20 protein-coding genes are annotated in these 18,291 nt (G+C 67.3%); 12 read left to right on the forward strand and 8 right to left on the reverse strand.

Translation table 11 applies throughout. From position 1 onward, the window contains the following. Window positions 1-10 precede the first annotated feature (10 nt). The 4 genes from HMPREF1224_RS15390 to HMPREF1224_RS15405 form a co-directional block, all read right to left on the reverse strand. Complete coding sequence (locus HMPREF1224_RS15390; RefSeq protein WP_003101527.1) at window positions 11-1,192, reverse strand: vWA domain-containing protein; 1,182 nt, start codon at window positions 1,190-1,192, stop codon at window positions 11-13. Window positions 1,193-1,240: 48 nt separating this feature from the next. Then, the gene (locus HMPREF1224_RS15395; protein ID WP_003101529.1) at window positions 1,241-1,636 is read right to left on the reverse strand and encodes a GFA family protein; all 396 of its coding nucleotides are present in this window, start codon (window positions 1,634-1,636) and stop codon (window positions 1,241-1,243) included. Window positions 1,637-1,700: 64 nt separating this feature from the next. Then, window positions 1,701-2,546 carry an AAA family ATPase gene (locus HMPREF1224_RS15400; protein WP_003090571.1) on the reverse strand — a complete coding sequence of 282 codons (846 nt, stop codon included), beginning with the start codon at window positions 2,544-2,546 and terminating at the stop codon, window positions 1,701-1,703. A gap of 162 nt (window positions 2,547-2,708) precedes the next feature. After that, entirely contained in the window at window positions 2,709-3,794 is a 1,086-nt protein-coding gene (locus HMPREF1224_RS15405) for a DUF748 domain-containing protein (protein ID WP_003101533.1), read from the reverse strand. A 120-nt stretch (window positions 3,795-3,914) separates the two neighbouring features. Here HMPREF1224_RS15405 and cysK point away from each other — a divergent pair, with 120 nt between their 5' ends. The 4 genes from cysK (at window position 3,915) to HMPREF1224_RS15425 (ending at window position 8,135) form a co-directional block, all read left to right on the forward strand. Continuing rightward, window positions 3,915-4,889, forward strand: a complete 975-nt coding sequence (gene cysK / locus HMPREF1224_RS15410) for a cysteine synthase A (RefSeq protein WP_003090573.1) — start codon at window positions 3,915-3,917, stop codon at window positions 4,887-4,889. Window positions 4,890-4,947: 58 nt separating this feature from the next. Then, window positions 4,948-5,562: a LysE family translocator gene (locus HMPREF1224_RS15415; protein WP_003090574.1), complete on the forward strand. Its 615-nt coding sequence runs from the start codon at window positions 4,948-4,950 to the stop codon at window positions 5,560-5,562. Between the two features lie 198 nt (window positions 5,563-5,760). Continuing rightward, window positions 5,761-6,852, forward strand: a complete 1,092-nt coding sequence (locus tag HMPREF1224_RS15420) for a polyamine ABC transporter substrate-binding protein (protein WP_003090575.1) — start codon at window positions 5,761-5,763, stop codon at window positions 6,850-6,852. A 419-nt stretch (window positions 6,853-7,271) separates the two neighbouring features. Continuing rightward, on the forward strand, window positions 7,272-8,135 hold the full coding sequence (locus HMPREF1224_RS15425; RefSeq protein ID WP_003090576.1) for a DMT family transporter: 864 nt from the start codon (window positions 7,272-7,274) through the stop codon (window positions 8,133-8,135). Between the two features lie 47 nt (window positions 8,136-8,182). On the opposite strand, the gene HMPREF1224_RS15430 is transcribed toward HMPREF1224_RS15425, so the two are convergent. After that, window positions 8,183-8,662: a winged helix-turn-helix transcriptional regulator gene (locus tag HMPREF1224_RS15430; RefSeq protein ID WP_003090577.1), complete on the reverse strand. Its 480-nt coding sequence runs from the start codon at window positions 8,660-8,662 to the stop codon at window positions 8,183-8,185. 353 nt (window positions 8,663-9,015) lie between these two features. Between HMPREF1224_RS15430 and HMPREF1224_RS15435 the strand changes: the two genes are divergently transcribed. Both HMPREF1224_RS15435 and fdxA read left to right on the forward strand, forming a co-directional pair. Continuing rightward, window positions 9,016-11,325 (forward strand): molybdopterin oxidoreductase family protein, encoded by a 2,310-nt coding sequence (locus HMPREF1224_RS15435; RefSeq protein WP_010793095.1) that lies wholly within the window; start codon window positions 9,016-9,018, stop codon window positions 11,323-11,325. A gap of 16 nt (window positions 11,326-11,341) precedes the next feature. Further along, entirely contained in the window at window positions 11,342-11,680 is a 339-nt protein-coding gene (fdxA, locus tag HMPREF1224_RS15440) for a ferredoxin FdxA (protein WP_003090580.1), read from the forward strand. A 14-nt stretch (window positions 11,681-11,694) separates the two neighbouring features. On the opposite strand, the gene HMPREF1224_RS15445 is transcribed toward fdxA, so the two are convergent. Both HMPREF1224_RS15445 and HMPREF1224_RS15450 read right to left on the reverse strand, forming a co-directional pair. Next, the gene (locus HMPREF1224_RS15445; RefSeq protein ID WP_003122573.1) at window positions 11,695-12,930 is read right to left on the reverse strand and encodes an NADH:flavin oxidoreductase/NADH oxidase family protein; all 1,236 of its coding nucleotides are present in this window, start codon (window positions 12,928-12,930) and stop codon (window positions 11,695-11,697) included. A gap of 127 nt (window positions 12,931-13,057) precedes the next feature. Then, window positions 13,058-13,888 carry an alpha/beta fold hydrolase gene (locus tag HMPREF1224_RS15450; RefSeq protein WP_003101542.1) on the reverse strand — a complete coding sequence of 277 codons (831 nt, stop codon included), beginning with the start codon at window positions 13,886-13,888 and terminating at the stop codon, window positions 13,058-13,060. 233 nt (window positions 13,889-14,121) lie between these two features. Here HMPREF1224_RS15450 and HMPREF1224_RS15455 point away from each other — a divergent pair, with 233 nt between their 5' ends. Continuing rightward, on the forward strand, window positions 14,122-14,610 hold the full coding sequence (locus HMPREF1224_RS15455; RefSeq protein WP_003090587.1) for a MerR family transcriptional regulator: 489 nt from the start codon (window positions 14,122-14,124) through the stop codon (window positions 14,608-14,610). Window positions 14,611-14,709: 99 nt separating this feature from the next. After that, window positions 14,710-15,396 (forward strand): type 1 glutamine amidotransferase domain-containing protein, encoded by a 687-nt coding sequence (locus HMPREF1224_RS15460; protein ID WP_003114389.1) that lies wholly within the window; start codon window positions 14,710-14,712, stop codon window positions 15,394-15,396. Between the two features lie 211 nt (window positions 15,397-15,607). On the opposite strand, the gene HMPREF1224_RS15465 is transcribed toward HMPREF1224_RS15460, so the two are convergent. Beyond that, complete coding sequence (locus HMPREF1224_RS15465) at window positions 15,608-16,246, reverse strand: DUF6348 family protein (protein WP_003090593.1); 639 nt, start codon at window positions 16,244-16,246, stop codon at window positions 15,608-15,610. A 192-nt stretch (window positions 16,247-16,438) separates the two neighbouring features. Here HMPREF1224_RS15465 and HMPREF1224_RS15470 point away from each other — a divergent pair, with 192 nt between their 5' ends. From HMPREF1224_RS15470 to HMPREF1224_RS15485, 4 genes are all read left to right on the forward strand, one after another. Next, a complete protein-coding gene (locus HMPREF1224_RS15470; RefSeq protein ID WP_003099064.1) occupies window positions 16,439-16,918 on the forward strand; it encodes a VOC family protein in 480 nt (159 codons plus the stop codon). 31 nt (window positions 16,919-16,949) lie between these two features. Then, window positions 16,950-17,342, forward strand: a complete 393-nt coding sequence (locus HMPREF1224_RS15475; RefSeq protein ID WP_003114392.1) for a GFA family protein — start codon at window positions 16,950-16,952, stop codon at window positions 17,340-17,342. A 29-nt stretch (window positions 17,343-17,371) separates the two neighbouring features. After that, window positions 17,372-17,650, forward strand: a complete 279-nt coding sequence (locus HMPREF1224_RS15480; RefSeq protein ID WP_003119461.1) for a hypothetical protein — start codon at window positions 17,372-17,374, stop codon at window positions 17,648-17,650. Window positions 17,651-17,724: 74 nt separating this feature from the next. Further along, on the forward strand, window positions 17,725-18,264 hold the full coding sequence (locus HMPREF1224_RS15485) for a hypothetical protein (protein ID WP_003122572.1): 540 nt from the start codon (window positions 17,725-17,727) through the stop codon (window positions 18,262-18,264). Window positions 18,265-18,291: the final 27 nt, after the last annotated feature.

The following is an 18,291-nucleotide window of genomic DNA, read 5'->3' on the forward strand; positions in this document are numbered from 1 at the left end:
GGCAGTTGGCTCAACCGCGCGAGAGGAAGCGCATGCCCTCCTCCAGGCCGCTCAGGGTCAACGGATACATCTGTTCCTTGACCAGTTCGCGGACCAGGCCGGTGGACGCCGTGTAGTTCCAGGTGTCCTTCGGATAGGGGTTGATCCAGATGAGCTTCTTGTACTTCTCCATGAAGCGCTGCATCCAGACGTAACCGGCTTCCTCGTTCCAGTGCTCGACGCTGCCGCCGGCCTGGGTGATTTCGTAGGGCGCCATCGCCGCGTCGCCGACGAACACCACCTTGTAGTCCGGACCGTACTTGTGCAGCAGGTCGAAGGTGGCGGTGCGTTCGCTGCTGCGGCGCAGGTTGTTCTTCCACACCGACTCGTAGATGAAGTTGTGGAAGTAGAAATACTCCAGGTGCTTGAACTCGGTCTTGCAGGCCGAGAACAGCTCCTCGCAGACCTTGACGTGGGCGTCCATCGAGCCGCCGATGTCCAGCAGCAGCAACAGCTTCACCGTGTTGCGCCGCTCCGGGCGCATCTGGATGTTGAGCAGCCCGGCGTCCTTCGCGGTGTGGTCGATGGTGCCGTCGATGTCCAGCTCCTCCGCCGCGCCCTCACGGGCGAACTTGCGCAGGCGCCGCAGGGCGATCTTGATGTTGCGCGTACCCAGTTCGACCTGGTCGTCGAGGTTCTTGTATTCGCGCTGGTCCCAGACCTTGGCCGCCTTGCCCTGGCGCTTGCCGGCGTCGCCGACGCGGATGCCCTCCGGGTTGAAGCCGCCGGAGCCGAACGGACTGGTACCGCCGGTACCGATCCACTTGTTACCGCCGGCATGGCGCTCCTTCTGTTCCTCGAGGCGTTTCTTGAACTCCTCGATCAGCTTGTCCAGGCCGCCGAGGGACTGGATCTGCGCCTTTTCCTCGTCGGTCAGCAGGCGCTCGAACTCCTTGCGCAGCCATTCCTCGGGGATCAGCGCCTTGAGGTGGTCGTCGAGCTTCTCCAGGCCCTTGAAGTAGGCGCCGAAGGCCCGGTCGAACTTGTCGAAGTGGCGCTCGTCCTTGACCATGATGGTGCGCGCCAGGTAGTAGAACTCGTCCATGTCGGCGAACACCACGCGGTGCTTCAGGGCGTCGATCAGGTCGAGCAGCTCGCGCACCGACACCGGCACCTTGGCTGCGCGCATTTCGTTGAACAGGTTGAGCAGCATGGCTGCGACCTCGTCTGTTGTCCGTTGATCCCGGCGCGCGAGCGCCGGTCAGTATTGGTGTTCCTGCGGCAGGTCGTCGGCGATGACGTACCAGTCGGCTTTCGAACCCACGTAGATGTGCCGCTGCGCTACCGATGGCAGCGGCGAGTCGAGGGTGCCGAGGGCAATAGAGGTGTACGTCGGGTCCTCGTTGCCGCCAAGCCACTGCAGGTTCGATCCGCAGTGGCGGCAGAAGGTACGGGTGACGCCTGGCGACGAGTGGTATTCGGCCACCGCGTCCGCTCCGGCGACATAGCGGAACGCCTCGCGGCGCACCTTGCCGTAGGTGGCGAACGCCGCGCCGTGGGCCTTGCGGCACTGGCTGCAATGACAATGACTGGCCGACTCGATGGGCGCGTCGATTTCATAGCTTACCGCGCCGCACAGGCAACTTCCGCTGAGCATGGGATGTTCCTCCGCTGTCTGGCGTGCCGCCCCGCAGCCCTTTCCCCGGAAAGGGCCGACGCACTCAGCGGCTGGCGCGGCGGCTCATGAACGCCAGGCGCTCGAGAAGCTGCACGTCCTGCTCGTTCTTCACCAGGGCGCCGGCCAGCGGCGGGATCGCCTTGGTCGGGTCGCGTTCGCGCAGCACCGCTTCGCCGATCTCGTCGGCCATCAGCAGCTTCAGCCAGTCGACCAGCTCGGAAGTCGAAGGTTTCTTTTTCAGGCCGGGCACCTTGCGCACGTCGAAGAAGATGTCCAGCGCCTCGCTGACCAGCGACTGCTTGATGTTCGGGTAGTGCACGTCGACGATCTTCTGCAACGTCTCGCGGTCGGGAAAGGCGATGTAATGGAAGAAGCAGCGGCGCAGGAAGGCGTCGGGCAGTTCCTTCTCGTTGTTCGAGGTGATGATGATGATCGGGCGCTGCTTCGCCTTGATGGTTTCGTTGGTCTCGTAGACGTAGAACTCCATCTTGTCGAGTTCCTGCAGCAGGTCGTTGGGGAACTCGATGTCGGCCTTGTCGATCTCGTCGATCAGCAGGATCACCCTCTCCTCGGCCTCGAAGGCCTCCCAGAGCTTGCCCTTCTTGATGTAGTTGCGCACGTCGTGAACCTTGTCCACGCCCAGCTGCGAATCGCGCAGGCGGCTTACCGCATCGTACTCGTAGAGGCCCTGGTGGGCCTTGGTGGTGGACTTGATGTGCCAGGTGATCAGCTTGGCGCCGAAGGACTCGGCCAACTGCTCGGCGAGCATGGTCTTGCCGGTGCCCGGTTCGCCCTTCACCAGCAGCGGCCGCTGCAGGGTGATGGCGGCGTTGACCGCGAGCTTGAGGTCGTCGGTGGCGACGTAGGACTGGGTGCCTTCGAACTTCATCAGGAAATCCTCGAACGGTAACGCCCTGGCTGGAAAACCGGGCAGTTCAGTATTGTTTGAAAACCCGACTATAACGCGGGGACAAGCGCACTGTGAACGCAGACGGGTCATTCAGTCACTGAATGCCCGGCCACCTCGCGACCCGCCGTTCCGCCCGCGTCTTCAGCCGTCGTCGTCGCGCGTCGCCGGGGAACGCTCGAAACGAGCGTTGAACGCCTCGACGAACGCGTTGCGGAGAATCCCGAGGAACGCCTGGAACGCGCTGACGTCCCGCTGGTGGATATTACCGCTCAGGTTCACACGGGTTGCGAACTGGTCTTTGCGCTGGTTCTTCAGCACAGTCTCGCCACCGCCGACCAGCGCCTCCCACACCGAGCGGAACAGGTTCTTGTCGCCATCCTCCACGTCCTGCCGCCAGTTGAACACGTCCACGTCGCGCAGCAGCGGCTTGATGTAGCCATCCAGCTGGCCGCGCTTAGCCTGGGCCTCCAGCACCAGGTCGCCGGTGCCGGCATTGAAGTCGAACTTGCCATAGGCGCTGGCGAAGTCGTTGAGCCGCTTCAGCTCGACGCGGGTGACCCGCAGGCGCAGGTCGAAGTCCTCGAAGTCGCTCAGCGGGTCGAAATGCGCCGCCACTTCCAGCGGCGCCTGGCCGAGTATCCGCGCCGTGCCTTCGAGACGCGCCGGCCGCTCGCCCCGGGCGTCGGCCACGTTGGTCAGGTTATAGATGCTGGCGTTGAGCGCCGAGGCGTGCAGGTTCACCGGCGGCTTCGAAGTGAAGTTGCGGAAACGCAGGGTGCCGTCCACCACCCGCACCTCGTTGAGGGTGATCGGCAGCAGCTTGTCCAGTTGCTCGCGCCAGTCGGTGCCGGCACCGGTCTGCGAGGCGTCGCGGTCGCCGCCGGCATCGACGAAGTTGAGCTGCGGACGCTCGAAGACCACCCGCGCCACTACTGCGTGATCATCCCAGAGCGCCTGCCAGCTCACCGACAGGTCGATGCTCGGCGCGTCGAGGAACGGCACCGGCACCTTGCCGTTGTCCTTGACGATGCTCAGCCCGTCGATCCGATACGCGCCGCGCCAGAGCGCCAGGTCGACGTCGGCGATGTGCCCACGGTAGTCGCCCATGTCGGCCAGCTTGCCGTTCAGGTAGTCGCGCACCAGGTACGGCAGCGCCAGGTGCAGCGCCAGCAACAACAGAAGCAGCGCCGCCAGGCTGCCCAGGGGAATGGCATAGCGTTTCTTCATCGGTACGGCCCTCCTGGACAGTGGACACGCGCGGCGCGCCGCTGGTTCGAACGCGTCTGGACGCGCGGGCGGGGGCGGAATAGGCTGATTGATCTTTCTCCATGCGACAAGGACACCATCATGAGCCGCATCTTCGCAGACAACGCGCAGTCCATCGGCAACACGCCGCTGGTCCAGATCAACCGCATCGCCCCGCGCGGCGTCACCATCCTGGCCAAGATCGAAGGGCGCAACCCCGGCTATTCGGTGAAGTGCCGGATCGGCGCGAACATGATCTGGGATGCCGAAGCCAGCGGCAGACTGAAGTCCGGCATGACCCTGGTCGAGCCGACCTCCGGCAACACCGGCATCGGCCTCGCCTTCGTCGCCGCCGCACGCGGCTACAAACTGATCCTGACCATGCCGGCGTCGATGAGCCTGGAGCGACGCAAGGTGCTCAAGGCGCTGGGCGCGGAGCTGGTCCTGACCGAACCGGCGAAGGGCATGAAGGGTGCGATCCAGAAGGCCGAGGAACTGGTCGCGGGGGATCCCGGGAAGTACTTCATGCCGCAGCAGTTCGACAACCCGGCCAACCCGGCGATCCATGAGAAGACCACCGGCCCGGAGATCTGGAACGATACCGAGGGCGCGGTGGACGTGCTGGTCTCCGGGGTCGGCACCGGCGGCACCCTCACCGGCGTCTCGCGCTACATCAAGAACACCCGGGGCAAGCCGATCCTCGCCGTGGCGGTGGAGCCGGTGACCTCGCCGGTGATCAGCCAGACCCTCGCCGGCGAGGAGGTCAAGCCCGCCCCGCACAAGATCCAGGGCATCGGCGCCGGCTTCGTGCCGAAGAACCTCGACCTGTCGCTGGTCGACCGGGTCGAGAAGATCGGCGACGACGAAGCGAAGAACATGGCGCTGCGCCTGATGCAGGAAGAAGGCATCCTCTGCGGCATATCCTCCGGCGCGGCGATGGCCGCCGCGGTGCGCCTGGCCGAGGAGCCGAACATGCAGGGCAAGACCATCGTGGTGATCCTCCCCGATTCCGGCGAGCGCTATCTTTCGAGCATGCTCTTCGACGGCCTGTTCAGCGAACAGGAACTGACCCAGTAACCACCGACCCGCGGCGCCGCAGCGAACCGGCGCCGCCTTGCGCCAGGCGTATCGAATCATGCTGGAAACCTCGCTCTTCGTAGCCACCCTCGCCACCCTGGGCATGCTCTCGCCCGGCCCGGACTTCTTCCTCATCATCCGCAACGCGGCGCGCTACCAGCGCTCGGCGGCGATGATGACCTCGCTGGGGGTGATCCTCGGCGTGGCCACCCACATGGCCTACTGCGTCGCCGGCCTGGCGGTGCTGATCACCACCACGCCGTGGCTGTTCAACGCGCTGAAGTACACCGGCGCGGTCTACCTGATCTGGATCGGCATCCAGGCCCTGCGCTCGCGCGGCGGCGGCACGCTCGACCTGGCGGTCGGCGGCGTGCAGCGCGTCGGCCACTGGAGCGCGTTCCTCCAGGGCTACCTGTGCAACCTGCTCAACCCCAAGGCCACGCTGTTCTTCCTCGCCGTGTTCACCCAGGTGCTGAGCCTGGACTCCAGCTTCGCCGAGAAGCTCTGGTACGCCGGCATCATCGTCGGCCTCGCCGCACTCTGGTGGCCGCTGCTGGTGGTGCTGATCCAGAGCGCGGTGGTGCGCCGCGGCCTGGCCAGGGCCCAGGGGGTGGTGGACAAGCTGCTCGGCGGCCTGCTGATCGCCCTCGGGGTCAAGGTCGCCCTGAGTTGAGGCAGGCGGGCGGAGCGACGCCCCGCTGCGGTGCCGGCGCCTGTCTGCGGGCCCGCAGGTAAAAGCCGCCCCTTTCCTCGCTTCCGGCAACGCGGGATAAAACCCGGGTGCCGGCCAGCGTTGCCGGCGCCCCCTGAGCGCCGGCGGCGAACCAGTCCGTCGCCGACGCTGTCGTCAGCCGACAGGACACCTACAACAATGAAGACCCGCATCGCTTCCCTCACCCTCCTCGCCCTCGCTTGCGGCAGCGGCGCAACCCTCGCCGCGGACAACCTGAAGATCTACAACTGGTCCGAATACATCGCTCCCGAAACCGTGGCGAACTTCGCCAAGGAAACCGGCATCCAAGCCACCTACGACGTCTACGACAGCAACGAGACCCTCGACGGCAAGCTGATGACCGGCCAATCCGGCTACGACGTGGTATTCCCGTCGAACCACTTCATGGCCAAGCAGATCCAGGCCGGCGCCCTGAAGAAGCTGGACAAGTCCCAGCTGCCCAACTGGAAGAACCTCAACCCGGTGCTGCTCAAGGCCCTGGAGGTCAACGATCCGGGCAACCAGTACGGCTTCCCCTACCTCTGGGGCACCACCGGCATCGGCTACAACCCGGCGAAGATCAAGGCGGTGCTCGGCGACGACGCGCCGCTGGACTCCTGGGATATCTTCTTCAAGCCCGAATACATGCAGAAACTGAGCAAGTGCGGGGTGGCGGTGCTGGACAACGGCCCCGAGCTGCTGCCCATCACCCTCAACTACCTCGGCCTGCCACACCACAGCCAGAAGGCCGACGACTACAAGCAGGCCCAGGCGGCGCTGCTGAAGGTGCGCCCGTACATCCGCTACTTCCACTCCTCGAAGTACGTCAGCGACCTGGCCAACGGCGAGATCTGCATGGTGGTCGGTTTCTCCGGCGACATCCTGCAGGCCGCGACCCGCGCCAAGGAGGCCAACAACGGCGTGGAAGTGCGCTACTCGACGCCGAAGGAAGGCTCGCCGCTGTGGTTCGACATGGTCTCGATGCCGGTCGACGCGCCCGACGAGAAGGCCGGCTACGCCTTCATGAACTACCTGCTGCGTCCCGAGGTGATGGCCGCGATCAGCAACCATGTGCACTACGCCAACGGCAACCTGGCCGCCGACCCGCTGGTGGACGCCGAGATCAAGGCCGACCCGGCGATCTACCCGCCGCAGGAGAAGATGGCCAAGCTGTTCGCCCTCGAGTCCATGCCGCAGAAGATCGACCGCGTGCGCACGCGCACCTGGAACACGGTGAAGACCGGCAAGTGAAGCCCGGCGCCGGCCCGGTTTGTCGCCGGGCTGGCGTTTTAGCGCAAGGCTCGCCCACAGGCTCGTCAAATCCCGGACGGCCCGCTATAGTCCCTCTCGTTGTCTTCATCCACCGGATAGCCTCCATGAACCAGCGCTCGCACAGCTCGCTCCCCGCCCTTCCGGTAGCCACCGGCGAGGTCGGCGCGCTCCAGCCGTGCGCCAGCCTGGGCTGCGTTTCCCCTCCTGTAGTCGCCTCGCCTCCGCCTCCCCCTCCCGGTTCGGCCGCCTGCCCGCCGCCGGGCGTCAGCCCCTGACGAGCGCGGTAGCGCCCCAACTCTCTTCCACAGCCCGCCGCAAGCAGCGCCATCCGCTGCCGAGGCGTGCCGTCCGCCGCCGGCCCGAGCCCGCGGCATGCCCGACTACAAGGTGGCAGATCCATGTTTGCACTGAACAAATCCGCGCTGGCCGGCCTGGCCAGCACCAGCCTCTTCGTCCTGCTCTGGAGCAGCGGGGCCATCGCCTCGAAATGGGGCCTGGCGCACTCCTCGCCGTTCGCCTTCCTGGTGTTCCGCTTCGGCATCGCCCTCGCCTGCCTGCTGCCGCTCGCCCCGCTGCTCAGGCTGCGCACGCCGCGCAGCGCGCGTGAGCGCGGCAAGGCCCTGCTCACCGGCCTGGTGATGCTGGGGATCTATCCGATCTTCTATATCTTCTCGCTGAAGCTGCAGGTCACTCCCGGCATGATGGCGACCATCCTCGGCGTGCAACCGATCCTCACCGCCGTCATCCTCGAACGCCGGCAGTCGCCGGCGCGCCTGTTCGGCCTGCTGCTGGGCCTGGCCGGCCTGGTGCTGGTGGTCTACCAGGGCATCGGTCTGGCCGGGATGTCCACGGCCGGCATCCTCTGCGCACTGCTGGCGCTGGCCGGCGTCACCGGCGGCTCGATCATGCAGAAGGGCATCCGCGAGAACCCGCTGGGCACCCTGCCCCTGCAGTACCTCGCCGGCCTCGGCCTGTGCCTGGCGTTCGTGCCCTTCCAGCCGTTCGAGTTCGAATGGAACGCCGGCTTCCTGGTCCCCGCACTGTGGATGGGCGTCGTGGTCTCGGTGGGCGCGACCCTGCTGCTCTACCGGCTGATCGCCCAGGGCAACCTGGTCAACGTCACCAGCCTGTTCTACCTGGTGCCGGCGGTGACCGCGATCATGGACTTCATGGTCTTCGGCAACCGCCTCGGCTGGCTCAGCCTGCTGGGCATGGGGCTGATCGTGGTGGGTCTGATGTTCGTCTTCCGCAAGGCCGGCTGAGCGAACCGAGCGGGTCGCGGCCCGCCCATGGCAGAGCGCGCGCGGATTCAGTTCTGCGCGAGCTTGCCAGCCATCGCCGCGAACCCCGGCCCCGGCACCGCCGTCACATCGCGCGACCCCACCGGCTCGCCGCACTCCGGGCAGACCATGGTCGGCCGGAACTTGTGGCCACAGGCCTTGTGTACATACTCCACCGGAGCGCCGCGGCCCTCGTCGAGCCAGCGGTCGCCCCAATTGGCCAGGGCCAGCAGCACCGGATGCAGGTCGTGGCCCATCTCGGTGAGGCGGTACTCGTAGCGCGGCGGTCGCTCCTGGTAAGGCACCTTCTTCAGCGCGCCCGCCTCCACCAGCCGGCTCAGGCGGTCGGCCAGTACCTGACGGGTGACCCCGAGGCTGGCCTGGAACTCATCGAAGCGGCGCATGCCGAGAAAGCAGTTGCGCAGGATCAGCAGCGTCCAGCGGTCGCCGAGGATCGCCAGGCTGCGCGCCATCGAACAGGGCGTTTCGCCGACTTCTTGCCATTTCATGGGGTTCTCCCGGAAAAACCTCCGTCCATTCTAGGGGGCCGCTTCGGAGCTTGACCAGTTCCAAATTGGAACTTAGTATCCGGCCGAAAAGGTCATGGATCCGGCGCGCTCCTGCCAGGATCGGACAAACCAGCACTACGGACGGGTCCCATATCAGCGCCCGCATAGTAAGTTCCGATTCGGAACTGTAGAAGCGTCGAGCATGAGAGGGAAAGGCCGATACGACGGGGTTCCGTGTGCCGCCCGCGCGTCGTCCTTGCAGCACAGCGTCAGGCAGTCCCGAAAGAACGAAGCCCGCACGGCTGGGGTGCGCCCCAGGTTGCGCCGGCAACGACAACAACGAGGAACACACCGTGACTACGCCGTCCCCGCAATGGAAGAAGACCGCCTGTATCCTCTGCAGCCTCAACTGCGGGCTGGAAGTGCAGACCGAGAATGGCCGCATCAGCAAGATCCGCGGCGATGACGACCACCCCGCCTCGCAGGGCTACGTCTGCGAGAAATCGCAGCGCATGGACTACTACCAGAACGGCGCCGACCGCCTGGACACGCCGATGCGCCGGCGCCCCGATGGCAGCTACGAAGCCATCGACTGGGACACGGCGATCCGCGAGGTGGCGGAGAAATTCCTCGCCATCAAGCGCAGGCATGGCGGCGAAAGCATCCTCTACTACGGCGGCGGCGCGCAGGGCAACCACCTCGGCGGCGCCTACGGCGACAGCACGCTGAAGGCCCTCGGGGTGAAGTACCGCTCCAACGCCCTGGCCCAGGAAAAGACCGGCGAGTTCTGGGTCCAGGGCAAGATGTTCGGTACCGGCGTGCACGGCGACTTCGAGCATTGCGAGGTGGCCATCCTGATCGGCAAGAATCCCTGGCAATCCCATGGTTTCGCCCGCGCCCGCGTGCTGCTCAACGCCATGGCCAAGGACCCCGCGCGCTCGATCATCGTGATCGACCCGCGCCTGAGCGAAACCGCCGCCCTGGCCGACTTCCACCTGCAGATCCGTCCGGGCACCGACGCCTGGTGCCTGGCGGCGCTGGTCGGGATCATCGTCCAGGACGGGATGCTGGCGCGCGACTGGCTGGCCGAGCACACCAGCGGCTACGAGCACATCGTCGACGAACTGAACGCCATCCCGGTGGCCTACTGCGCCGAGACCTGCGGGGTGGCGGAAGACAAGCTGCGCGCCGCCGCCCGGCGGATCGCCAGCGCCAGCAGCGTATCGGCGCTGGAAGACCTGGGCATGCAGATGAACCTGCACTCGACCCTCGGCAGCTACCTGCAACGCCTGGTCTGGTTGCTCACCGGCCATTACGGGCGCCCCGGCACCAGCAACGCCTTCGTGCCCTTCCTCTCGCTGTCCAAGGCCAGCAAGGGCGATACCTCGATGGGCAAGAAGGGCGCGCCACGCGTCGAGAAGCGCAGCCCGGTGGCCAATGCCAAGATCATCATCGGCCTGATTCCCTGCAACGTGATTCCAGAGGAAATCCTCACCGACCATCCCAAGCGCTATCGCGCCATGCTGGTGGAGACCGGCAACCCGCTGCATTCGCTGGCCGATAGCCAGCGCATGCGCGAAGCCATGCGCGCCCTGGAGTTGTCGGTGGTGATCGACGTGGCCATGACCGAGACCGCGCGCCACGCCGACTACGTGCTGCCGGCGGCGAGCCAGTTCGAAAAGGCCGAGGCGACCTTCTTCAACCTGGAATTCCCGCGCAACGCCTTCCACCTGCGCGCGCCGCTGTTCCCGGCGCGCCCCGGCACCCTGCCGGAAGCGGAGATCCACGCCCGCCTGCTGGAAGCCATGGGCGTGCTCGGCGAGAAAGACTACCGGCCGTTGCGCCTGGCCCTGAAGCTCGGGCGCAAGGCATTCTCGGCGGCTTTCCTCGCCGCCGCGGCGACCCGCCCCAAGGTCATGAAATACGCGCCGGTCCTGCTCTACCGTACCCTCGGCCCGACCCTGCCCGCCGGCATGGAAGCGGCCGCGGCGATCTGGGGCATCTGCCAACTGCACGTGCTGAACAACCGCAAGACCGCTGCCCGCGCCGGCTTCGACGGGTTGCCGCCGCTGGCCGCCGACCGCCTGTTCCAGGCCATGCTCGACAACCCGTCCGGGGTGGTCTTCGCCGAAACCACCTACGCCGAAAGCTGGCAGGCCGTCGCCCGTCCCGAACAGCGGATCAACCTGCACATCCCCGAACTGTTGCCGGAACTGGCCAAGCTCGCCCACAGCGCGCCACCCCACGATCCGGCCTACCCGTTCATCCTCGCCGCCGGCGAGCGGCGCAGCGACACCAGCAATACCGCCGTGCGCGACACCGGCTGGCACCGCCGCGGGCGCTACGGCACCCTGCGCATCAGCCCGCAGGACGCCGAGGCGCTGGGCTGCGCCGACGGCGAGGTGCTGCGCGTGGTGACCCGCCGCGGCGAGGTCGAGGCGGAAGTGGAGATCAGCGACATGATGCAGCCGGGCAATATCTCCCTGCCCAACGGCCAGGGCCTGGACTACCGCAACGCCGAGGGCGAGGTGGTGCGCCGGGGCGTGGCGCCCAACGAGGTGACCGACTGCACCCAGCGCGACTTCCTCGCCGGCACGCCCTGGCACAAGTACGTGCCGGCGCGCCTGGAACGGCTGGCGACGCCCGCCGCTACGAACGCCTGAGCCAGGGAGGACGATCATGACCTTCGTCGTGCTGGAAGAATGCATCCGCTGCAAACACACCGACTGCGTGGAAGTCTGTCCCGTGGACTGCTTCTACGAAGGCCCCAACTTCCTCGTCATCCACCCCGATGAATGCATCGACTGCGCGCTCTGCGAGCCGGAATGCCCGGTCGCCGCGATTCGCGCCGAGGACGAGGTGCCGCTCGGGCAACGGCAGTTCATCGCCCTCAATGGCGAACTCGCCGCGCATCCCAACTGGACGCAGATCACCCGCAAGAAGCCGGCGCCCGACGACCACGACGCCTGGTTCGGCCTGCCGGGCAAGCTGGCCGAACTCGACCGCAACGGCGCCTGAGGCGCTGACGGTGCTCAGGCTTCGGCGCGCGAACGCATGAGCCGCCGGTAACGGCGGGTCTGCAGGAGCGCGCCGGCCTGCTGCGCGAGCAACGCGCACAGCGGCGACACCCGTGGGTTGGTCGCCCTGCCCCGGCTCAGCTTGCGCAGCTGGAACTTCACCGCGGCCATGTTCGCCAGCGATGCCAGGGGTTTGTTCTTCCAGGTTATCGGCCGCAACTGCGGCGCCGAGTCCTTGCCGGCGCGCCAGTCGCGCGGCAGGTTCGGCTCGATCGCCAGCGCCGTGCCGATGCCGACCATGTCCACCCCGCTGGCCAGCACCTGTTCGGCCACCGGCCGCCGGCGGATGCCGCCCGTGACCATTACCGGCATCCGCGCCGCCGCGCGGATGTCGCGGGCGAACTCGACGAAGTAGGCCTCGCGGGCCAGGGTCCGCCCGTCGCGCGCTTCGCCCTGCATGGCCGGCGCCTCGTAGCTGCCGCCCGACAGCTCGACCAGGTCGATGCCCAGGCCATCGAGCATCCGTACCACCTCGCGGGCATCGTCGGCGCTGAAGCCGCCGCGCTGGAAATCGGCGGAATTCAGCTTCACCGCCACCGCGAAGCCAGGGGCAACCTCGGCGCGCACCGCCCGGACGATCTCCAGCAGCAGGCGCGCGCGATTCTCCAGGGAGCCGCCCCAGGCGTCGCTGCGGCGGTTGCTCAGCGGCGAGAGGAACTGGCTGAGCAGGTAACCGTGGGCGGCATGGATCTCCACCCCGCTGAAGCCGGCCCGCTCGGCCAGGCCGGCGCTGCGGGCGAACCGCTGGATCACCTCGGCGATCATCGCCTCGTCCATCGCCTTCGGCGTAGCGAAGTGCCTGGACATCCCGCCCAGTTCCAGCGGCACCGCCGAGGGTGCCCAGGCCTGCTGGCCGAGATTGGCCTGCATCTGCCGGCCGGGATGGTTGATCTGCAACCAGAACTGCGCGCCGGCGGAACGCCCGATGCGCGCCCAGCGGCGGAATTTCTCCAGTTGCGCGTCGTTTTCCAGGACCACCCCGCCGGGGCCGGTCATGGCACGGCTGTCGACCATCACGTTACCGCTGATCAGCAGCCCGGCGCCGCCGTCGGCCCAGGCCTGGTAGAGGCGCATCAGGCGTTCGGAGGGGGCCTGCGCGGCATCGGCCATGTTCTCCTCCATGGCGGCCTTGGCGAGGCGATTGGGAATGGTCGAGCCGTTGGGAAGCGTCAGCGTGTCGAACAGGTTCATGGGCCTACCTCATGAGGACAGTGGCCCGACGATAAGATTGAAGTCGACTTCAAGGTCAACGCTTTTTTTGCCGCGCCGCCCGGGCCCTGACCGGGTGCCGGGAGCGCGCCCCCAGCACCCGGCGCGCTCAGCCGCGGATGAAGGCCAGCAGGTCGGCGTTGATCACCTCGGCCTGGGTGGTCGGCATGCCGTGCGGGAACCCCGGATAGGTCTTCAGCGTGCCGTTGCGCAGCAGCTTCGCCGAGAGTACGCCGGAATTCTCGTAGGGCACGATCTGGTCGTCGTCGCCATGCATCACCAGCACCGGGATGTCGATGCGCTTCAGGTCATCGCTGAAGTCGGTCTGGGAAAAGGCCACGATCCCATCGTAGTGGGCCTTGGCGCCGCCCATCATGCCCTGCCGCCACCAGTTGCGGACGATCCCTTCCGAGGGCTGCGCCCCGGGACGGTTGTAGCCATAGAACGGGCCGGCGGGAATGTCCTGGTAGAACTGCGCGCGATTGGCCGCGAGCTGCGCCTGGAGATCGTCGAAGACGCTCTTCGGCAGGCCGCCCGGATTGCCCTCGGTCTTCACCATCAGCGGCGGTACCGCGCTGATGATCGCCGCCTTCGGCACCGGGTCGTCGGGATAGCGGGCGATGTAGTGGACGACCTCGCCGCCGCCGGTGGAATGGCCGACATGGATCGCCCCGCGCACCCCGAGGCGCTCGACCACCGCCGCCACGTCGTCGGCGTAGTGGTCCATGTCATGGCCGTCCCAGACCTGGCTGGAGCGACCGTGGCCACGGCGGTCGTGGGCCACTACGCGAAAGCCCTCGGCGAGGAAGAACAGCATCTGCGCATCCCAGTCGTCGGAACTCAGTGGCCAGCCATGATGGAAGTAGATCACCTGGGCGTCGCGCGGCCCCCAGTCCTTGTAGAAGAGTTCGACGCCATCCTTCGTTGTCACGTAACCCATGTCGCTTCTCCCGATCGGTGTGGATGCAGGCAACGGCGCCACCCTGCGGCCTCCGTCCCCCTGTGTAGAGTAGAAAGCCGCCTGCGTTGCGCCGCCTGGACGAGGAAAACGCGACCAGCGGTAGCGCCCATGCGGCCTGGCGAACCCGTCGATGGAGGCGTGTTCGTCGCCCGGCCGTGAAACCACCCTAGGCTTGAAGTAGGCTTGAAGGTCAACGCGTTTCGAGGTGCGACATGAAAATCGGCGAACTGGCCAAGCTCACCGGCCTGGCGACATCGCGCATCCGCTTCTACGAGGCCAGCGGCCTGATCCGCTCGCAGCGCAAGGCCAACGGCTACCGCGACTATGCGGCAGACACCGTGTGGATCCTGGAGCTGGTCACCGGCGCCCAGGGCGCCGGCTTCTCCCTGGAGGAGATCGCTCGCCTGCTGCCGAGCGGCGACGGCGCCTGGCAGCACGGCGAGCTGCTCGAAGGCTTGCGCCGCAAGGTGGCCGAGATCGAGGCCCTGCAACGACGCCTGGAACAGAACAAGGCGCAATTGCTGGTGGCCATCGAAAGCATCGAGAACAAGCCGGACGGCCTGCAGTGCACGGAAAACACCCAGCGCGTGCTGGAGCGCCTGCGCGAGGAAGGCCCTCCACAGACGGTCGGGCGTCCACGGCAAACCCGCTCGCGGGGGTCCTCTCCCACGCCGGCGGAGCAGCGGCTTTCCGACGCTTGACCTTGAAGTCGACTTGAATCTTAGAGTGACGCCAACCCACCCGGACAGCCTGCCGAAACCGGCTGCCGACGGGATCACTCACCGAGGAAGGTCAACGCAATGACCAAGCGCATCCTGCACGTCGTCACCAACGTCGCCCACTATGCCGATCCGACCCAGCCCACCGGGCTGTGGCTGTCGGAGTTGACCCATGCCTACGAGATCTTCGCCGCTCGGGGCTACCAGCAACGCCTGGTCAGCCCACGCGGCGGCGAGTCGCCGCTGGAGCCGCGCGCCCTCGGCTGGCCCCACGCCGACGCCAGCGCCAAGGCCTGGCTGGCCGACGAGACGCGCCTGGCGCTGCTGGCCGACACTGCCGCTCCCGAGCAGGTCGACGCGGAGGCGTTCGACGCCATCTATTTCACCGGCGGCCACGGCGTGATGTGGGACTTCCCCGACGACGCCGGGCTGCAGCACCTGACCCGCGAGATCTACCAGCGCGGCGGCATCGTCTCGTCGGTCTGCCACGGCTATTGCGGCCTGCTCAACACACGCCTGGACGATGGCCGCCTGCTGGTCGCCGGGCGCCGCCTCACCGGCTACTCCTGGATCGAGGAAGTGCTCGCCGGGGTCGCCCGCAAGGTGCCGTACAACGTCGAGGAAGAAATGAAACGACGCGGCGCGCTCTACGAAAGAAGCCTGCTGCCGTTCACCAGCAAGGTGGTGGTCGACGGCCGCCTGGTCACCGGGCAGAACCCGCAGTCGGCCAAGGCCACGGCCGAGCAGGTGGCCGCCCTGCTCGGCTGAACGCGGCGTGTCAGTCCTGCGCGCGCCTCATCTGGAAGTCATGGCGCCGCTTGCCGATGAAGAACGATTCTGCATCGTCCCGTCGGCCAGGGGCCGCAGGATCGTCGCAGTGCTGGTCGTGTGGTAGGGGTCGAACTCGTCGAAGGGCGACCTGACATGGATGGAGCCGCCATCGACCGGTTCCGCCTTGCGGGCTTCGCGACGCGGCGGCCTACGCCAGCGGCTTGAGCATGAGGAAGTTGCGCACGCTGTAGTAACCCTGCGAATCCTGCCAGTCGAGAGCGGCCAGGTTCTGCATGCCGGCCTCCCACGGCTGGTTGTCGAACAGCGCTTCCACCGTGCGCTGGTTGCCGAAGGCACAGAAGAAATGCCGGAACCAGTGCAGGCGCGCGTCCAGCGGCTCGGCGCGGATCGCCCGCTCGATGCTCGGGAACAGCCCGGCCGGCAGCGGCGGCGCCTTGCCCTCGGCGCCGCGCAGGCCGAGGTTGCCGATATGCACCTCGAAACGCCGCTCGCCGATCTCCCAGGTCTCCACCATCACCTGGTCCTCCTCGGCCTGGCCCCAGAGCGCGGAAAGCAGCACGTGGAAAGAGTTGGAGGCGAAGTTACGCAACGCGTCCTGCAAGCCGTCCTCGCCGCTGCCGATGCCGGCGAAGGCTTCCTGCAACTGGCGCTCGTCCTCCAGCAGCACGTCGACATCCAGCCGTCCGGTCTTCTCCCCCGCATACCAGGTGGCGCGGATCGCCGGTAGCCGCCCGGCTGGCGCCACCCATTCGCCGTGCACGACGCACTCGATCCGGTGGGATTCGAACAGAGCAGCCAGATGCTGCGAGACGGAGACCGCTTCCATGGGTTGTCCTTGCATGGTCGAGGGCGCGCCGCCGAGGCGCTGCCCGGAAAGCCCGGCGAGGCTGGGCGAAACGCGGCATAGGGTAGCGCAGATCGGCACTCGCGGCGCGACCTCCCGTTCGGCGCCTGCCCAGGTCGCCGCACGCCAGCCGACTAGACTGGCGGGGTCGACCCCGCCCGTGGAGACCTCGCCATGAACAGCAAGAACACCATCTGCCTCTGGTACGACAACGCCGCCCTGGAGGCCGCAACCTTCTACGCCGAGACGTTTCCCGACAGCGCCGTGCTGGCTGTCCATAGCGCGCCCGGCGATTACCCTTCCGGCAAGGAGGGCGACGTACTGACGGTGGAGTTCCGGGTGATGGGCATTCCCTGCCTCGGGCTCAACGGCGGCCCGGCCTTCCGCCACAGCGAAGCGTTCTCCTTCCAGGTCGCCACCGACGACCAGGCCGAGACCGACCGCCTGTGGAACGCTATCGTCGACAATGGCGGCGAGGAAAGCGCCTGCGGCTGGTGCCGTGACAAGTGGGGCATCTCCTGGCAGATCACCCCGCGCGTACTCAGCGAAGCCATCGCCAGCCCCGACCGCGCGGCGGCCAGGCGCGCCTTCGAGGCGATGATGACGATGGGCAGGATCGATATCGCCACCATAGAGAAGGCCTTCAAGGGCTGAACGCCCCAACGCCTTGCAAAGGAGTCACGAAATGGATCGATTCACCGGCGGCTGCCTCTGCGGCAAGGTCCGCCTGGTGGCGAGCGGCCGCCCCTACCGGGTCGGGCTCTGCCACTGCCTCGACTGCCGCAAGCACCACGGCGCGCTATTCCACGCTTCGGCGATCTTTCCCGAGGAGGCGGTGAGCATAGAAGGCGAGACCCGCGACTATGCCGGGCGTTTCTTCTGTCCGCAGTGCGGCTCCTCGGTGTTCTCGCGCAGCGCCGACGAGATCGAGGTCAGCCTCGGCGCCCTCGACGCTCCCGACCGGTTCCAGCCCACCTACGAACTCTGGACCGTCCGCCGCGAGGGCTGGTTGCCGGCGTTTCCGCTGGCACGGCACTATGAAAGGGATCGCGAAGGCGACGGACGCAGCGAAGAGTGACGTTGTTCCAGCAGGAGAAGGGAGGCAGCATGGACGAACTGTTCGAAGAGCACCTGGAGATCGCCAAGGCGCTCTTCGCGCAGCGCTTGCCGTACTGGTGCGATGTCTTTCTGCGCCCGGCCGACCAGGCTTTCAACGCCTACCTGAATGCCCGCGGCCAGGCCTCCACCTACCTGGTGCTCGAAGGCTTCGATCCGGTCTATATTCCTCGCGGCTGCGACCTCGACGCCGTGCGCGCGACCGCCAGGGCCAGGGCTCGATTGAGGGAAGCGGGGCTGGGCGAAGACGCGCTGCCCGTACTGCTCTGAGCGCAGGCCGCCAGTATCGCGGAAGCGTCTGCTGGCAATTTCTCCCACCGCACTGTCCGCCAACGGAAGGCTACATGACCCGCCCCTACCTGCTCCGTCTCGCCGCCGGCCTGGCGCTGCTCCTGCCGGCCGCCTGCACGTCCCCTGCCCCGCCAGCACCGAACCTGACCGCACTGTTCGCCGACGCCCTGCACTGCCGCGGCGACTTCCCCGACGGCCGCGACCGCGCAACCGCCGAGCGCCTGCGCGCCGAGGGCGTCGAAGTGCTGGATCGCGCGCCCGGCGAGACCCTCGACCTGCTCTACCGCTTCGCCACCCCGCTGCGCATCGACGGCAGCCTGGTGAACGCGGTGCGGGTACGCGGCGACAGCGGCGTGCTGGTGATGGCCTACGCCGAGGGCGACCTCGAAGACTTCGCCCGGCGCCAGGGCGCGACGCCGCACCCGGCGGAACGCGCCGCGCTGGATGGTTTCGGCGAGCTGGAGGTGCTCTACAGCCGTCCGTTGCCGCCGCGTCCCGACCTCGACGAAAGCCCGCCGCGCCTGGTGATCGGCCGCGGGATCGAGGCGGCGGCGCAGGCGTTCCGCTGGGGCTGCCGGAGCTACGACGGTTGAGCAGGCGCTCCGCCAAGCCTGGCACCC

The sequence above is a fragment of the Pseudomonas sp. P179 genome, assembly GCF_000478485.2.
GTDB lineage: Bacteria > Pseudomonadota > Gammaproteobacteria > Pseudomonadales > Pseudomonadaceae > Pseudomonas > Pseudomonas aeruginosa.

Coding starts and splice junctions, on each gene's coding strand:
- HMPREF1224_RS15390 (WP_003101527.1), bottom strand. CDS start 1,192: ATGCTGCTCAACCTGTTCAACGAAATGCGCGCAGCCAAGGTGCCGGTG.
- HMPREF1224_RS15395 (WP_003101529.1), bottom strand. CDS start 1,636: ATGCTCAGCGGAAGTTGCCTGTGCGGCGCGGTAAGCTATGAAATCGAC.
- HMPREF1224_RS15400 (WP_003090571.1), bottom strand. CDS start 2,546: ATGAAGTTCGAAGGCACCCAGTCCTACGTCGCCACCGACGACCTCAAG.
- HMPREF1224_RS15405 (WP_003101533.1), bottom strand. CDS start 3,794: ATGAAGAAACGCTATGCCATTCCCCTGGGCAGCCTGGCGGCGCTGCTT.
- cysK (WP_003090573.1), top strand. CDS start 3,915: ATGAGCCGCATCTTCGCAGACAACGCGCAGTCCATCGGCAACACGCCG.
- HMPREF1224_RS15415 (WP_003090574.1), top strand. CDS start 4,948: ATGCTGGAAACCTCGCTCTTCGTAGCCACCCTCGCCACCCTGGGCATG.
- HMPREF1224_RS15420 (WP_003090575.1), top strand. CDS start 5,761: ATGAAGACCCGCATCGCTTCCCTCACCCTCCTCGCCCTCGCTTGCGGC.
- HMPREF1224_RS15425 (WP_003090576.1), top strand. CDS start 7,272: ATGTTTGCACTGAACAAATCCGCGCTGGCCGGCCTGGCCAGCACCAGC.
- HMPREF1224_RS15430 (WP_003090577.1), bottom strand. CDS start 8,662: ATGAAATGGCAAGAAGTCGGCGAAACGCCCTGTTCGATGGCGCGCAGC.
- fdxA (WP_003090580.1), top strand. CDS start 11,342: ATGACCTTCGTCGTGCTGGAAGAATGCATCCGCTGCAAACACACCGAC.
- HMPREF1224_RS15445 (WP_003122573.1), bottom strand. CDS start 12,930: ATGAACCTGTTCGACACGCTGACGCTTCCCAACGGCTCGACCATTCCC.
- HMPREF1224_RS15450 (WP_003101542.1), bottom strand. CDS start 13,888: ATGGGTTACGTGACAACGAAGGATGGCGTCGAACTCTTCTACAAGGAC.
- HMPREF1224_RS15455 (WP_003090587.1), top strand. CDS start 14,122: ATGAAAATCGGCGAACTGGCCAAGCTCACCGGCCTGGCGACATCGCGC.
- HMPREF1224_RS15460 (WP_003114389.1), top strand. CDS start 14,710: ATGACCAAGCGCATCCTGCACGTCGTCACCAACGTCGCCCACTATGCC.
- HMPREF1224_RS15465 (WP_003090593.1), bottom strand. CDS start 16,246: ATGGAAGCGGTCTCCGTCTCGCAGCATCTGGCTGCTCTGTTCGAATCC.
- HMPREF1224_RS15470 (WP_003099064.1), top strand. CDS start 16,439: ATGAACAGCAAGAACACCATCTGCCTCTGGTACGACAACGCCGCCCTG.
- HMPREF1224_RS15475 (WP_003114392.1), top strand. CDS start 16,950: ATGGATCGATTCACCGGCGGCTGCCTCTGCGGCAAGGTCCGCCTGGTG.
- HMPREF1224_RS15480 (WP_003119461.1), top strand. CDS start 17,372: ATGGACGAACTGTTCGAAGAGCACCTGGAGATCGCCAAGGCGCTCTTC.
- HMPREF1224_RS15485 (WP_003122572.1), top strand. CDS start 17,725: ATGACCCGCCCCTACCTGCTCCGTCTCGCCGCCGGCCTGGCGCTGCTC.